We start from the raw sequence: 14,453 nt of genomic DNA, 5'->3' as shown, positions 1-14,453 counted from the left end.
ATCCGACCGGGGCGGGGATGAAACAGCTCGAGCATGATTCGTCGGGGCGATAGGCGTGGCGGACAAGATTTCCGGTGCGGCGAATGATCTGGCCGCAGCTCGGGAGAAGCTGTTGGCTCGCGGGCCGAGCGAACTCGACTCGGCCGCCCTTCGCGAGGCGTGGGGTGAGCTACACGAATTCTGGTTGACCACCAAGGCTTCCGAGATCGGCATCATGCCGGCCAGCGGCTTCGCGATCGTCGCAACAGGCTCACTCGGCCGGCGCGAGCTGGTGCCCTACTCGGACCTGGATCTGCTGCTGCTGCACGACGGTATGAACACCGACGCCGTCCGCGACGTCGCCGACTCGCTCTGGTATCCCCTGTGGGACGCCAACATTCGGCTTGATCACAGCGTCCGGACCGTCGCCCAGACCTTGAAGGTCGCCAGCGCCGACGTCTCCGCGTGCCTGGCGATGCTCGACACCCGCCACATCGCCGGCGACGAGGAATTGTCCGGGCGACTGATCGAGGGCGTTCGTCGCCAGTGGCGGACAGGAATCCAATCGATCTTCGGTGAGATCGTCGACGAGACCCACGCACGCTGGCGCCGCTTCGGTGAGATCGCCCATCGCGCCGAGGCCGATCTGAAGTCCGGCCGCGGCGGGCTTCGCGATATCCAACTGCTCGACGCCCTGGCGATCGCCCACCTGACCGACCGGCTGGCCGTCGGCGAGGGTGACGACCCGCTGGGTTCGCTGACCGGCGCGCACCTGACCTTGCTCAACGTCCGCACCGAACTGCACCGGGTCTCGGGCCGGGGACACGACCAGGTGCTGGCCCAGTTCGCCGACGAGATCAGCGCCGCGCTGCACATCGGCGACCGCTTCGACCTGTCACGGTTGCTCTCCGATGTGGGACGGACGATCAGCTATCGCGTCGACGCCGGTCTGCGGACCGCCTCCAACGCGCTGCCCAGGCGGGGGATGTCGGCGATCCGACGGCGGCCACGCCGTCCGCTGGACGAAGGGGTGGTCGAATACGCCGGGGAGATCGTGCTGGCCCGCGACGCCCGCCCGCAGAGCGACCCGGCCCTGCTGCTGCGGGTGGCCGCGGCGTCCGCGGTCACGGGGCTGCCGATCGCGGTGTCCACGTTGACCCGGCTGGCCGATACTGCGCCCGAACTGCCGACGCCGTGGCCGCGGGACGCACTGGACAATCTGCTGGTCATGTTGACCGCCGGCCCGGACACCATCGCCGTGATCGAGACACTGGACCGCACCGGGCTGTGGGGCCGGCTGTTCCCGGAGTGGGGAGCCGTCCGCGACCTTCCTCCGCGAGACGTGGTCCACATCTGGACCGTCGATCGTCATCTTGCCGAAACCGTATCGCGGGCAAGGATTTTCACGACCCGGGTGGCGCGTTCTGACCTGCTGATCCTGGCTGCGCTGTTGCATGACATCGGGAAGGGCCGCGACGCCGACCACTGTGTGCTCGGCGCGCAACTGGCCACCCAGATCGGCACCAGGCTGGGTATGTGGCCGACCGACATCGAGATGCTGTCCAAGCTGGTCTTCCATCACCTGCTGCTGGCCAAAGTCGCGATCCGGCAAGACCTGAACGAGCCGCAGACCATCAACGGGGTCTGCGACGCGCTGGACGGTGACCCGGTGCTACTCGACGTATTGCATGCGCTCACCGAGGCCGACTCGTTGGCCACCGGGCCGGGTGTGTGGACCGACTGGAAAGCCTCGCTGATCGGTGACCTGGTGCGGCGCTGCAAGATGGCCATGAACGGCGAGGCGCTGCCCGAGGCCGACCCGCTCGACCCCGAGTACATGGCTCTGGCCACCGATCGCAAGGTGCACGTCGACTTGAAGCCGGGAGCCGACCGGCGGCTGCACCACGCGGTGGTGATCGCGCCGGACCAGCGCGGGCTGCTGTCCAAAGCTGCCGGGGTGCTGACGCTCAATTCACTGCGCGTGCACTCCGCGTCGATCAACGTCCAGGACGGCGTGGCGGTCAGCGAGTTCGTGGTGTCACCTCATTTCGGCAGCCCGCCGGCGTCGGGCCTGCTGCGCCAGCAGCTGATCAGGGCGCTGGGCGGCCAGACCGACGTCCTGGGCACGCTGGAGCAGCGCTCGACCGACGCAAAACCCAAGCCGGTCGGCGACGCGCCGACCGCGATTCCGGTCCGCCAGCCGTCTGCGCCGCCGCGGATCAGGTGGTTCGAGGGCACCCCCGGACGGCTGATCATCGAGATCCGGGCGAACGACCGTCCCGGCTTGCTCGCGCTGCTCACCGGTGCGCTCGAGCGCGCGGGGGTGGACATCGACTGGGCGAAGGTCACCACCCGCGGGTCGATGGTCGACGACGTGTTCTGCATCGAGCTGCCCGCGCGCAGCGCCGCCGCCAAGGCGACCGGCGAGCCCGGCTCCAGCACCCGCTCGGCGATCGAGCACCACCTGCTCGCCGTCCTGGACGCGCCCAAGAGCCCGGAGCCGGCGGCGGTCTAGCCGAGCCCGCGGCCTCGCAGCCAGGCGTCGATGCGTTCGGCGACGCGTGCCCAGGCCGGTTCCTGCATCATGTTGTGCCCCATGTCCGCGAAGAACTCCGCCTCGGTTCGGTAGGCCCGTGCCGTCGCGCGCACCTCGGCCTCCGTGACCATTCCGTCCTCGGCGGCTCCCAACACCAGCACCGGGGTGCTGACCCGCTTCGTCCGCACGCGTCGGAGCAGTGGATCGACCAAAGAGGCGCGGACCGGCTCGGATTGCACACGGGCAGCGCAGGATTCGACGATCTCGTCGGGCGTGTGAGCGCTGAAGAGATGCTCGCGAACGAGCGGCGTGGTGCCGATGAAGCCAGTCAGGTTGCCGACCGGCAGCGAGCGCATAGAGACCCACGGATGGCGGGTCCAGATCCGTCCGACCAGTCCGAGCACGCCCTGCGGGGGCACCGATGCCACCAATACGGCCGCCGACGGCCGGTGGTCCTCCAGGTAGCGCTGCACGACGAAACCGCCCAGTGAATGCCCGATGATGATCGGACGCCCGCCGAGGCGGTCAGCGGTGGTGCGGACGTCGTCGACGTAGTCGGCGATCGAGCACGTGTGGAACGGTTTGCCGCTAGGGCTGCCACCGTGACCGCGCAGACTCAGCGCCACCGCGCGGTAGCCGGCGTCGGCGAAGTAGTTCACGAAGTTGTCCCAGCATGAGGCGGAGTGCCAACCGCCGTGGACAAACAGCAGCGGGACGGGATGTGCGTCGTCGCAGGATCCCGTGTCGATCACCTCGAGCATGCGTCCATCCTCGCCCCGCTGGTGTTTGATTGCGGGCCTTCTCCTCATCGCGCTGCGCGCTCTGCATCGTCGCCCCGCTAGGCTGGGCGGCGTGTTTGAATCGCTGTCTGACCGGCTCACCGGCGCCCTGCAAGGACTTCGCGGCAAAGGTCGGCTGAGCGACGCCGACATCGACGCCACCACCCGCGAGATCCGGCTGGCGCTGTTGGAGGCCGACGTATCGCTGCCGGTCGTCCGCGCGTTCGTCGGCCGCGTCAAGGACCGTGCCAAGGGTGCCGAGGTCTCCGGCGCGCTCAACCCGGCCCAGCAGGTCGTCAAGATCGTCAACGACGAACTGGTCGGCATTCTCGGTGGCCAGACCCGTCAGCTTGCGTTCGCCAAGACGCCGCCGACCGTGGTGATGCTGGCGGGTCTGCAGGGTTCGGGTAAGACGACCCTGGCGGGCAAACTGGCGCTGTGGCTGCGCAATCAAGGGCACACCCCGCTGCTGGTGGCCTGCGACCTGCAACGACCGGGAGCGGTCAACCAGCTGCAGATCGTGGGGGAGCGCGCCGGTGTCGCGGTGTTCGCACCGCACCCGGGAACCTCGGCGCAGACCGATCACGACGCAGCGCCCGGTGACCCGGTAGCCGTCGCCGCCGCCGGACTCGCGGAGGCGCGGGCCAAGCACTTCGACGTCGTGATCGTCGACACCGCCGGGCGATTGGGTATCGACGAGGAGATGATGGCCCAGGCCGGCGCCATCCGCGCCGCCGTCGACCCCGACGAAGTCATCTTCGTGTTGGACGCGATGGTCGGTCAGGACGCGGTGGCCACCGCGCAGGCATTCGGCGAAGGCGTCGGCTTCACCGGTGTGGTGCTGACCAAGCTGGACGGCGACGCTCGCGGTGGTGCCGCACTGTCGGTCCGCGAAATTGCCGGTGTGCCAATCCTTTTCGCATCTGCTGGCGAGAAGCTCGAAGACTTCGACGTCTTCCACCCGGACCGGATGGCCAGCCGTATCCTCGGGATGGGCGACGTCCTGAGCCTCATCGAGCAGGCCGAGCAGGTCTTCGACGCGCAGCAAGCCCAGGATGCCGCGGCCAAGATCGGATCCGGCGAACTCACCCTCGAGGACTTCCTCGAGCAGATGCTGGCGATCCGCAAGATGGGTCCGATCGGCAACCTGCTGGGCATGCTGCCCGGCGCGGGCCAGATGAAAGACGCCCTGGCCGCCGTCGACGACAGCCAACTCGACCGGCTGCAGGCCATCATCCGCGGCATGACGCCGCAGGAGCGGGCCGACCCGAAGATCATCAACGCCTCACGTCGCCTGCGCATCGCCAACGGCTCGGGTGTGTCGGTGTCGGAGGTCAACCAGCTGGTCGACCGCTTCTTCGAGGCCCGCAAAATGATGTCCTCGATGGTCAGCAGCATGGGCATCCCCGGGCTGGGACGTAAGTCGGCGACCCGCAAAACCGCAAAAGCCAAGGGCGGCAAGGGCAAGAAGGGCAAGAAGCGCGGGCCGACGCCGCCCAAGGTCCGCGGTCCGCTCGGCGCCGGCATGCCGGCCGGGTTCCCCGACCTGTCGAACATGCCGCAGGGTCTCGACGAATTACCGCCCGGGCTGGCCGATTTCGATCTGTCCAAGCTGAAGTTCCCGGGCAAGTAGTGCCATACCACGTTCGAGGGATCGGGCTGCCCGACGAAGAGCCCATCGAACTGTGGATTGTCGACGGCCGGATCAGCCGCGACCCAGTCGGTGACGCCGAAACCATTTTCGACGGCGGCTGGATCGTGCCGGGGCTGGTGGACGCGCACTGTCATGTCGGGCTGGGGCCGGGCGGCGGTGTCGATCTCGACGAGGCGGTCGCCCAGGCCGAGACCGAACGCAGTGTTGGCGTGCTCCTGGTTCGCGACTGCGGCGTGCCGATCGACACCAGCAGCCTCGACGAGCGGGGAGACCTGCCCCGAATCATCCGGGCTGGAAGGCATCTGGCCCGCCCCAAGCGGTATATCCCCGGCCTGCCGATCGACGTCGAGGACGAGTCGCAACTGCCGGAGTACGTCGCCGAGCAGGCGCAGATCGGTGGCGGGTGGGTCAAGCTGATCGGCGACTGGATCGACCGCAGCATTGGTGACCTCGCGCCGTTGTGGTCCGACAGCGTCCTGAAGGAGGCCATCGCAGCCGCTCACTCGCACGGCGCGCGGGTGACCGCGCACGTCTTCGGTGAGGACGCGCTGCCTGGCCTGATCAAGGCGGGCATCGACTGCATCGAGCACGGCACCGGGCTCACCGACGACACCATCGAGTTGATGGTCGACCATGGGACGGCGTTGGTGCCGACCCTGATCAACATCGAGAACTTCCCTGGCATCGCCGACTCGGCGGGCAAATATCCGGTCTATGCCGCGCACATGCGCGACCTCTACGCGAAGAGCAATCGGCGTTTATCCGCGGCGCACGACGCTGGGATACCGATCTACGCCGGCACCGATGCCGGCGGCATGATCGCCCACGGGCGCATCGGCGACGAGGTCGAGGCTTTGACCCGGATCGGGATGACTCCCACCGATGCGATCGGTGCGGCGTGCTGGGATGCCCGCGACTGGCTCGACCGGCCGGGCCTGGACGATGGGGCTTCGGCAGACTTGTTGTGCTACTACGACGATCCGCGATACGGCCCCGAGGTGCTGCACCGCGCGGACGTGACCGTCCTACGCGGCCAGTTCTACTGAGCGGCCGGTCTCGGGCCGACCGAAACAGCGAGCCGCCTGACTCTCGCTACACCGAACGCGGCTCGGCACGTCCACTTTCGGTCAGGTCTGGATGGATCGTGGGTCGAGTCGATCGGTTGGCACCCCGTTGATATAGGTGGCAACGCCGTTGCCCATGGAGAAGTCCGGCGGGTCGACGGTCACGAGGTTGAAGAAGACATCCTCCCGCCGCACCTGAATCTTCTCCGCCAGGTCGTCGACGACCGCTTTGTAGAACGCGGCTTTCTGCTCAGGACTCGCGACGTCGAGGAAGATCAGCTGGATGAAGATGCAGTTTTCGGACCGGTAGAGACTGAGGTAATCGCGGTCGAAAAAGAAGTTTTCCGCTTTGTGTTCGGTGATGGTCTGAAATCTGTCCTCGGGCACTCCCAGACATTCGATCATCCTGTCGTAGACCACATCTGCGATCGTCCGTCGATACTCGACGGACTTTCCCTCGATGAGGTCGATCCGAGCGAGTGGCATGGCGGCTGTCCTTTCGACCGTGCCCGGACGTGTTGGATTCACCGTCTCTGTTAAACAGAGACTATGCCGATCCCTGAATTCATCGTCAAGCTTCGGCAGCGCATCGGCCACGAGCCGTTATGGTTGCCCGGCATCACCGCAGTGGTGATTCGTGACCACCAGGTGCTGTTGATCCAACGGTCCGACAACCACGCCTGGACGCCGGTCACCGGCATCGTCGAGCCGGGGGAGAACCCGGCCGACTGCGCGGTCCGAGAAGTGTTGGAAGAGAGCGGCATTCAAGCAATTGCCCGGCGCCTGGCCTGGGTGCACGTGACCCGCCCGGTCGTCCACATCAACGGTGACCACGCGCAGTATCTCGACCACGTTTTCCGGATGGACTGGCTGGGGAGCGAACCGTTCCCCGCGGACGACGAGAGCCTGGAGGCCCGCTGGTTCGATCTGGCGCACTTGCCGGACATGTCCGACGACATGCACCTGCGCATCGAGTACGCCAGGGACGGCAATCTGCGCGCTCCCACGGTTTTCGAAACGGACACGCCATGACGTACACCGCCGACCGGCTGGCCGAATTCGTCGTCACCACCGAGCAGTACGACCTCCGCGAGCCGGCCCGGTCCGCGCTGAAGCGTAACGTTCTGGACAGCATCGCTTGCGCGGCAGGCGCTCTGGACGGTGAGATGATTCCCGCGATACGCGCCCAGGCCGATCAATTCAGCGGCCGTCCGACCGCGACGTTCGTCGGCGGTGGTCGCGGATCGGTGGACCAGGCCGCCTTTTTCAACGCCGTCCTGGTGCGATACCCCGACCTGCTGGACACTTATCTGACCCCCGGTGGTCTATGTCATCCCGCCGACAACTTCGGCGCGGTATTAGCCGTCGCCGAGCACGCCGACGCCAGTGGGTCGGAGTTCCTGCTGGCCCTCGCGGTGGCCTACGAGATCCAATGTCGGTTCAGCGCAGCGGTTCCCGTGATGGGCCGGGGCCTCAACCACGCGCTGCAACTGGCAATGTCGGTGGCCGCGGGCTCGGCCAAGTTACTCGACCTCGATGCGTCGCAGACCGCCGACGCCATTTCCGCTTCTGCGGCGGACAACGTGTCGCTGGCCGCCGTGCACACCGAGCCGGTGTCGACGTGGAAGGGCATCTCACCCGCCATCACCGGGATGCGGGCCGTGTACGCCACTCTGCTCGCCGGCCGCGGAATCACCGGTCCCCGCGGCATTTTCGAGGGGCCCAACGGACTGGAACAATTGTTCGATCAGTCGATCGACCTGCGCACGGACGACCGCTCGCTGACCGCCGTCGAGCACACCTACCTCAAGCAGTACTGTGCGCTGATCCACGGCCAGGTGGTTATCGACGAGACGCTGGCGCTGCGTGACGAGCACGCCCTCGCGGCGGCCGACGTCGCGACGGTGAATCTCGAAGTGTTCCAAGGAGCCTTCGACATCGCCGGGGGCGGCCGCTACGGCACCAAGGATCATCCGTCGACCAAGGAGCAGGCCGACTACAACCTCAGGTATCTGGTCTCCGTCGCGCTGCTCGACGGGCAGGTCGGCCCCGAACAGCTCGAGAGTGAACGGGTTTGCCGCGGCGATGTGCAGGAACTGCTGGGCCGCGTGCACGTTCACCCGGCCGAGGACCTGACCGAGGCGTATCCGGAGCGCACCGCGGCTCGCGTGCACATCGTCCTCAACGACGGACGCGAGTTTCATCGTGAGCAATCCGACTTCGAGGGGTCGCCCACCCGCCCGATGTCCTGGGATCGCGTAGTGGAGAAATTTCACTGGCTCGCTGAGCCCTTCGCGGACGCCGCGTTGCGCGGCGAGATCGTCGACGCGGTGACCCGACTGGACGACATCGCGGTATCCGAACTCGCGGCGCTGTTGGGCGGCGTCAGTCCCGTCGCGCAGCGTCCACGCAGTAGGGGGCGACTGTAAACCGACCTAGAGAAAGATTGCGAGTACTTACTCTCTATGTTAGCTTCGGCTGACCCCAACGATGCGGAGGACTGCAATGAGCCGCGCCTACGACGATGCAGAGCGAAGCGATGAGGAGGAGTGGCGCGCATGAAGTACGACGTGATCATTCGTGACGGATTGTGGTTCGACGGCACCGGCGGCACCCCGCAGACTCGTACGCTCGGGATCCGCGACGGGATTGTCGCCACCGTCTCCTCCGGCCGACTCGACGAGACCGGGTGTCCCGAGGTCATCGACGCGAAGGGCAAGTGGGTCGTGCCGGGCTTCGTCGACGTGCACACCCACTACGACGCCGAGGTTCTGCTGGACCCCGGCCTGCGCGAATCGGTTCGTCACGGCGTAACCACGGTGCTTCTCGGTATGTGCTCGCTGTCGACGGTCTACGCCAATGCCGAAGACGCGGCCGACCTGTTCAGCCGCGTCGAAGCGGTGCCACGCAAGTTTGTCTTGGGCGCCCTCCAGGACAAGACCTGGTCGACGCCCGCGGAGTACGTCGAAGCCATCGACAGCCTGCCGTTGGGGCCGAATGTCAGTTCGCTGCTTGGTCATTCGGATCTTCGCACATCCGTGCTGGGTCTTGATCGGGCCACCACCCGCGACGTCGAGCCCACCGACGCGGAACTCGACAAGATGGCCGCGCTGCTCGACGACGCACTCGAGGCCGGAATGCTCGGCATGTCCGGCATGGATGCGGCGATCGACAAACTCGACGGTGATCGGTTCCGTTCGCGGGCTCTGCCGTCGACGTTCGCGACGTGGCGGGAGCGGCGCAAGCTGATCAAGGTGTTGCGCAAGCGCGGTCGGATCCTGCAGAGCGCGCCCAACGTGGCCAAGGCCGAGTCGGCGCTGTTGTTCTTCCTCTCCAGTAGCCCATTGTTCGGTCTGCGCAAGGCGGTTCGGATGAGCCTGCTGGTCTCCGCTGACGCCAAGTCGATGCCGTTCGCCGTGCACGTCTTCGGCCGCGGTACCCGACTGATGAACTTCCTGACCCGCTCCAAGGTGCGTTTCCAGCACCTGCCGGTGCCTTTCGTGCTGTACTCCGACGGCATCGACCTGCCGGTGTTCGAAGAGTTCGGCGCAGGCACCGCGGCACTGCATCTGCGAGACCAGTTGGAGCGCAACGAATTGCTGGCCGACGAGGATTACCGCCGCCGATTCCGTCGGCAATTCGACCGCGTCAAGCTGGGTCCGTCGTTGTGGCACAAGGACTTCCACGAGGCGGTGATCGTCGAATGCCCCGACGAGACGCTCGTCGGCAAGAGTTTCGGGGCGATCGCCAAGGAGCGTGGGCTGCATCCGCTGGACGCGTTCCTCGATGTCTTGGTCGAAAACGGTGAGCGCAACGTGCGATGGACCACCATCGTGGCCAACCACCGGCCCAAACAGCTCAACAAGCTGGCCAACGAGCCGAGCATCCACCTGGGCTTCTCCGACGCCGGTGCGCATCTGCGCAATATGGCCTTCTACAACTTCCCGGTGCGATTCCTCAAGCGCACCCTGGATGCTTATCAGGACGGCCGGCCGTTCATGTCGATTGAACGCGCGGTGCATCGTCTCACCGGCGAGGTGGCCGAATGGTTCGGCTTGGACGCCGGCACCCTGCGCCAAGGTGACCGCGCCGACTTCGTTGTGATCGATCCGGCCGGTCTGGACGACTCGGTGGACGGCTACCACGAGGAGAAGGTGCCGTTCTATGGGGACCTGAGCCGCATGGTCAATCGCAACGACGCCGCGGTGGTCGTCACCGGGGTAGGCGGCGCAATTGTGTTCCGCGACGGTGAGTTCCGCGACGGCTACGGCAAGACCGTCAAGTCCGGCCGGTATCTGCGAGCGGGTGCGCGCCACGCACAACTCGCCGGTTCGAGCGTGTAGGTCTCCACGTGGCACGTACGCAGCAGCAGCGCCGCGAAGAGACGGTGGCGCGCCTGCTCGAGGCGAGCATCGCGACGATCGTCGAGGTCGGGTACGCGCGTGCCTCGGCTGCCGTGATCACCAAGCGGGCCGGGGTGTCCGTCGGCGCCCTGTTCCGGCATTTCGACACCATGGGCGACTTCATGGCCGCCACGGCCTACGAAGTGCTTCGGCGCCAGCTGGATTCGTTCACCAAGCAGGTGGCGGCGATCCCGTCGGACCGACCGGCCATCGAGGCGGGATTGACCATCCTGCGCGACATCACCGTCAGCCCCACCAACGCGGTGCTCTACGAATTGATGGTCGCCGCGCGCACCGACGACAAACTCAACGCGACGCTGCAGCACGTTCTGGAGCAGTACACGAGCAAGATCTGCGACGCCGCGCGGGCGTTACCCGGTGCTGACGGTTTGTCGCAGGAGACATTCCCGGTCCTGGTGGCGTTGCTGACCAACACATTCGACGGGGCGGCGATGCTGCGGGCGGTGTTGCCTCAACCCGAACTCGAAGACCGGCGCATCGCTCTGCTGTCGTCGTTGCTCGGCGGGATCGGCCTGCCGGGCTGAGGCGCTAGTTGCCGGAGAGCTTGCTGATCGCGTCGTCGAGCCTGCGGCACAGGCACATGAGTTCGTTGATCCCGAGCAGGGTGAGCGGTCGGTGGGTGGCCGGTCCGTCGGCGACCACGCAGAACGGAGTGGCCTCGCCGAGGGTGTCGCGGGTCTTCATCAACACACTGATGCCGGCTGAACCGAGGAATTCGACCTTGGACAGGTCGACGATCAGGCCCTTCGGCTTTCGCTCCAGGGCCGCGTCGATCGACTCGGCGAGCCCCGGGGCGGTGAGCATGTCGACGCTCCCGCCGACGGCCAGCACCGCCAAACCCTCGACGTCGGACTCGCGGGTGTAGAAGTCCTCGTTGTCAGATTGAGGTGGCGAAGCAGATGCGGCGTGTTGGTCTTCGGCCATCATCGATATCTCATTCCTTACGCGTAACTGCGGCGACGGCTCGCGACGCAGACATCGTTGGCAATGGCTGTCGACTCAACCCAAACGGACATGTCGACGTATGTCGACGGACGCCGAGGATGCTCGTATTGGACTTCTGCACAATAGAATGCCACGGCATAGGAAGACTATCCGAAATCTACGACAACTGTTGAATATGGGCTACAGCCTGCCGATTCCCGAGTGCGGGTTGAGGGCGAACCCCCAGTCGAGCAGGTTGCCGGCCTGGTCCCAATACGTCGGCCCGCCCTCGTGTATCAAGCCGTACATCATCGCGATCACGAGCCGGCGACCGCCGCGGGCGGCTGCGCCGACGAAGGTCTTGCGCGCGGCGTCGGTGAACCCGGTTTTACCGCCGATCGCCCCCGGGTAGCGGGTCAGCAACTCGTCGTGGTTGACGATCTGGTGCTCGCCGTTGTCGCCGGGAAACAGCGCCGAAGGCTCGGCGGTGATCTGAGCGAACACCGGATTCGCGATCGCGGCGCGGAAGATGACCGCCAGATCGTGCGCCGTCGACCAGCCCGACCCGCCGGGGCCGTCCAGGCCCGACGGCGTGGTGGCGTGCGTGTTCACCGCGCCCAGCGACGCCGCTTTGGCGTCCATTTTCGCGATCGTCGGGCCTACGCCGCCCAACATGTGCGCCAGCGTGTTGGCGGCGTCGTTGCCCGACACCAGCAGCAGGCCGTCCAGTAGTTGCCGCGTGGTGTACGAGCGGCCCGCTTTGACGCCCACGCAGTTGCATTCGGCCTGGGCGTCGGCCGGATCGGCGACCACCGTGGCGTCCAGGCTCAGCTCGTCGAGGGCGACGAGCGCCAGCAGGACTTTGATGGTGCTCGCGGGTGGGTGGCGCAGGTTCTCGTCGCGCCCCGCCAGTATCTGGCCCGAATCGAGGTCGGCCACCAGCCATGTCTGCGCCGGACCATCGGGAATCGGTTCCGAGCCGACCGGCTGGACCGCGACGTCGGCTGACGAGATCGGTGCAGTGCCGACGGCGGCGACCGCGAACAACGCGGCGACTGTTGCCATGAGCTTTTGCATGGGCGCAAAGTTTAACTTCCGAGGTGCGCGACGCCCAGTTCCGGTTGGCCGGGCGTGATCGGGCCGGGATTCGAGCGGAGGCGAAGATGAGCGAACGACTGGACTACACGCGGGCTGCCCCTCGCGGCGTGAAAGCGCTGGGCGGCGTGCACGTCTACCTCGGCCAATCAGGTCTGCCGCCGGTACTGCTGACACTGGTCTACCTGCGGGTGTCGCTGATCAACGGATGTGCGTACTGCATCGACATGCATTCGCGCGAACTGCGTGATTCGGGGGTTTCGCTGGAGAAGATCGCCCTGGTGCCGGTGTCGGGCGAAGCGGCTGAACTGTTCGATGCCCGCGAGCGCGCCGCGATCGCCTGGGCGGAGGTCGTCACCCAGATATCGACCACGGGCGCGCCCGACAGCGCGTACGCGCAGGTTTCGCAGCATTTCGACGAGAAGGAACTCGCGGATCTCACCATCGCGATCGGACTGATGAATGCCTACAACAGGCTGGCCATCAGCTTCCGCACGCCACCGGGCGCTGTTGCCGCGACCGCGACGACGTCGCACGCCTGACGGCCGGCCAAAGTACGCGGGATCGCGTTGCCGGTCGTGTTCAATCGAAGAATGTTGAGCCTGGAAGAGATTTCGGACCGCCTGGAGATCCAGCAGCTGATCACCGACTACTCGACCGCGATCGACACCCGCCGCTTCGACGATCTCGACGCGGTCTTCACTCCCGACGCCCACATCGACTACACCGCCCTCGGCGGCATTGAAGGCAAGTATCCCGAGGTCAAGGCCTGGCTGGCCGAGGTGCTGCCCAACTTCCCGATGTACGCGCACATGCTGGGTAACTTCTCAGTCCGCGTCGACGGCGACACCGCGTCGTCGAGGACGATCTGCTTCAACCCGATGGTGCTGCCGGGGACGAAACAGAAGGACCAGGAACAGGTGATGTTCTGCGGACTCTGGTACGACGACGAATTCAGCCGGACCCCCGACGGCTGGCGGATGACCCGCCGCGTGGAGACCAAGTGCTTCCAGAAAATCCTCTAGCGGCCACCTGTGCCGGAGTGAATTTCTGACTCGGGGCCAGGCTCTGGCACAATGAGCGGCTGTCCGTCGCGCGACCCACCGCCAGGTGCGGTGCTTGTTCGCCGGTCACACACGCGAGGCAAAACCGGATTCGGGCATTCCCGCACGAATCGCTGAATTGCAGCGTGACACCAGTAGGAGATTGGCTTCACCATGGCTGTAAAAATCAAGCTCGCCCGGCTGGGCAAGATCCGCAACCCGCAGTACCGCATCGCGGTTGCCGACTCGCGGACCCGGCGCGAAGGCCGGGCCATCGAGGTCATCGGCCGTTATGACCCCAAGCAGGAGCCGAGCCTGATCGAGATCGACTCCGAGCGCGCCCAGTACTGGCTGTCGGTCGGCGCACAGCCCACCGAGCCCGTCCTCAAGCTGCTGAAGATCACCGGTGACTGGCAGAAATTCAAGGGCCTGCCCGGTGCCGAGGGCCGCTTGAAGGTCGCGCCACCCAAGCCGTCCAAGCTCGAGCTGTTCAACGCCGCCCTGGCCGCTGCCGACGGCGCGCCTGACACCGAGGCCGCCAAGCCGAAGCAGAAGAAGGCGCCGGCGAAGAAGGCCGCGGCAGACAAGGCCGACAAGCCGGCCGACGAGGCCCCGGCGGCCGATGCCGCGGAGAAGCCCGCCGAGGAAGCCGCCCCGGCTGCCGCCGAGCAGGCCCAACCCGCGACCGAGAGCTGACCGGCAGATGAGCACCGTCGTCGTCGACGCCGTCGAGCATCTGGTCCGTGGGATCGTCGACAACCCGGACGACGTGCGCGTCGACCTGGTGACCAGTCGGCGTGGCCGGACCGTCGAAGTACACGTCCACCCCGAGGATCTGGGCAAGGTCATCGGTCGCGGTGGACGTACCGCCACAGCGCTGCGCACGCTGGTCGCCGGCATCGGTGGCCGCGGCATTCGTGTCGACGTGGTGGACACCGACCAGTAGCGGAGAATT

Annotated in this window: 15 protein-coding genes; 11 read left to right on the top strand and 4 right to left on the bottom strand. The window is 66.4% G+C overall.

Annotated elements, in window-relative coordinates:
• The first annotated feature begins 55 nt into the window (after positions 1-55).
• Positions 56-2,494, top strand: a complete 2,439-nt coding sequence (locus ACZYW1_RS03265; protein WP_463783237.1) for a [protein-PII] uridylyltransferase — start codon at positions 56-58, stop codon at positions 2,492-2,494.
• On the opposite strand, the gene ACZYW1_RS03260 is transcribed toward ACZYW1_RS03265, so the two are convergent.
• Entirely contained in the window at positions 2,491-3,276 is a 786-nt protein-coding gene (locus ACZYW1_RS03260; protein ID WP_463783235.1) for an alpha/beta hydrolase, read from the bottom strand. The two genes, ACZYW1_RS03265 and ACZYW1_RS03260, sit on opposite strands and share 4 nt — an antisense overlap.
• A gap of 91 nt (positions 3,277-3,367) precedes the next feature.
• Between ACZYW1_RS03260 and ffh the strand changes: the two genes are divergently transcribed.
• Together ffh and ACZYW1_RS03250 are read left to right on the top strand one after the other, a co-directional pair.
• Positions 3,368-4,927 (top strand): signal recognition particle protein, encoded by a 1,560-nt coding sequence (gene ffh, locus ACZYW1_RS03255; RefSeq protein WP_463783232.1) that lies wholly within the window; start codon positions 3,368-3,370, stop codon positions 4,925-4,927.
• On the top strand, positions 4,927-5,994 hold the full coding sequence (locus ACZYW1_RS03250) for a metal-dependent hydrolase family protein (RefSeq protein ID WP_463783231.1): 1,068 nt from the start codon (positions 4,927-4,929) through the stop codon (positions 5,992-5,994). The genes ffh and ACZYW1_RS03250 overlap by 1 nt, the downstream gene beginning before the upstream one ends.
• 81 nt (positions 5,995-6,075) lie before the next feature.
• Here ACZYW1_RS03250 and ACZYW1_RS03245 read toward each other — a convergent pair whose 3' ends face one another.
• Entirely contained in the window at positions 6,076-6,498 is a 423-nt protein-coding gene (locus tag ACZYW1_RS03245; RefSeq protein WP_463783229.1) for a tautomerase family protein, read from the bottom strand.
• A 63-nt stretch (positions 6,499-6,561) separates the two neighbouring features.
• Here ACZYW1_RS03245 and ACZYW1_RS03240 point away from each other — a divergent pair, with 63 nt between their 5' ends.
• From ACZYW1_RS03240 to ACZYW1_RS03225, 4 genes are all read left to right on the top strand, one after another.
• Entirely contained in the window at positions 6,562-7,044 is a 483-nt protein-coding gene (locus ACZYW1_RS03240; protein WP_463783227.1) for an NUDIX hydrolase, read from the top strand.
• Entirely contained in the window at positions 7,041-8,441 is a 1,401-nt protein-coding gene (locus ACZYW1_RS03235; RefSeq protein WP_463783225.1) for an MmgE/PrpD family protein, read from the top strand. The genes ACZYW1_RS03240 and ACZYW1_RS03235 overlap by 4 nt, the downstream gene beginning before the upstream one ends.
• A 129-nt stretch (positions 8,442-8,570) precedes the next feature.
• Complete coding sequence (locus ACZYW1_RS03230) at positions 8,571-10,355, top strand: N-acyl-D-amino-acid deacylase family protein (protein WP_463783223.1); 1,785 nt, start codon at positions 8,571-8,573, stop codon at positions 10,353-10,355.
• 8 nt (positions 10,356-10,363) lie between these two features.
• Positions 10,364-10,960: a TetR/AcrR family transcriptional regulator gene (locus tag ACZYW1_RS03225; RefSeq protein WP_463783220.1), complete on the top strand. Its 597-nt coding sequence runs from the start codon at positions 10,364-10,366 to the stop codon at positions 10,958-10,960.
• Between the two features lie 4 nt (positions 10,961-10,964).
• Here ACZYW1_RS03225 and ACZYW1_RS03220 read toward each other — a convergent pair whose 3' ends face one another.
• Positions 10,965-11,363: an STAS domain-containing protein gene (locus ACZYW1_RS03220; RefSeq protein ID WP_463783219.1), complete on the bottom strand. Its 399-nt coding sequence runs from the start codon at positions 11,361-11,363 to the stop codon at positions 10,965-10,967.
• 198 nt (positions 11,364-11,561) lie between these two features.
• Entirely contained in the window at positions 11,562-12,437 is an 876-nt protein-coding gene (locus tag ACZYW1_RS03215; RefSeq protein WP_463783217.1) for a D-alanyl-D-alanine carboxypeptidase family protein, read from the bottom strand.
• Positions 12,438-12,523: 86 nt separating this feature from the next.
• Here ACZYW1_RS03215 and ACZYW1_RS03210 point away from each other — a divergent pair, with 86 nt between their 5' ends.
• The 4 genes from ACZYW1_RS03210 (at position 12,524) to ACZYW1_RS03195 (ending at position 14,444) form a co-directional block, all read left to right on the top strand.
• Entirely contained in the window at positions 12,524-12,997 is a 474-nt protein-coding gene (locus tag ACZYW1_RS03210) for a carboxymuconolactone decarboxylase family protein (protein ID WP_463783215.1), read from the top strand.
• 51 nt (positions 12,998-13,048) lie between these two features.
• Complete coding sequence (locus ACZYW1_RS03205; RefSeq protein ID WP_463783213.1) at positions 13,049-13,480, top strand: nuclear transport factor 2 family protein; 432 nt, start codon at positions 13,049-13,051, stop codon at positions 13,478-13,480.
• Positions 13,481-13,672: 192 nt separating this feature from the next.
• Complete coding sequence (gene rpsP, locus ACZYW1_RS03200) at positions 13,673-14,194, top strand: 30S ribosomal protein S16 (protein WP_463783211.1); 522 nt, start codon at positions 13,673-13,675, stop codon at positions 14,192-14,194.
• 7 nt (positions 14,195-14,201) lie between these two features.
• Entirely contained in the window at positions 14,202-14,444 is a 243-nt protein-coding gene (locus ACZYW1_RS03195) for an RNA-binding protein (protein WP_025736282.1), read from the top strand.
• Positions 14,445-14,453 lie beyond the last annotated feature (9 nt).

The sequence above is a fragment of the Mycobacterium sp. IDUB_36 genome (genome assembly GCF_055419225.1).
Note: the sequence above shows the minus strand (reverse complement) of the source record. Positions and strands in the feature narration are given on the sequence as shown.

What these genes read in the sequence shown, in the direction of transcription:
- ACZYW1_RS03235 (WP_463783225.1), top strand. Translation starts at nt 7,041, where the DNA reads ATGACGTACACCGCCGACCGGCTGGCCGAATTCGTCGTCACCACCGAG.
- ACZYW1_RS03220 (WP_463783219.1), bottom strand. Translation starts at nt 11,363, where the DNA reads ATGATGGCCGAAGACCAACACGCCGCATCTGCTTCGCCACCTCAATCT.
- ACZYW1_RS03215 (WP_463783217.1), bottom strand. Translation starts at nt 12,437, where the DNA reads ATGCAAAAGCTCATGGCAACAGTCGCCGCGTTGTTCGCGGTCGCCGCC.
- ACZYW1_RS03240 (WP_463783227.1), top strand. Translation starts at nt 6,562, where the DNA reads ATGCCGATCCCTGAATTCATCGTCAAGCTTCGGCAGCGCATCGGCCAC.
- ACZYW1_RS03210 (WP_463783215.1), top strand. Translation starts at nt 12,524, where the DNA reads ATGAGCGAACGACTGGACTACACGCGGGCTGCCCCTCGCGGCGTGAAA.
- ACZYW1_RS03230 (WP_463783223.1), top strand. Translation starts at nt 8,571, where the DNA reads ATGAAGTACGACGTGATCATTCGTGACGGATTGTGGTTCGACGGCACC.
- rpsP (WP_463783211.1), top strand. Translation starts at nt 13,673, where the DNA reads ATGGCTGTAAAAATCAAGCTCGCCCGGCTGGGCAAGATCCGCAACCCG.
- ACZYW1_RS03245 (WP_463783229.1), bottom strand. Translation starts at nt 6,498, where the DNA reads ATGCCACTCGCTCGGATCGACCTCATCGAGGGAAAGTCCGTCGAGTAT.
- ACZYW1_RS03205 (WP_463783213.1), top strand. Translation starts at nt 13,049, where the DNA reads ATGTTGAGCCTGGAAGAGATTTCGGACCGCCTGGAGATCCAGCAGCTG.
- ACZYW1_RS03260 (WP_463783235.1), bottom strand. Translation starts at nt 3,276, where the DNA reads ATGCTCGAGGTGATCGACACGGGATCCTGCGACGACGCACATCCCGTC.
- ACZYW1_RS03195 (WP_025736282.1), top strand. Translation starts at nt 14,202, where the DNA reads ATGAGCACCGTCGTCGTCGACGCCGTCGAGCATCTGGTCCGTGGGATC.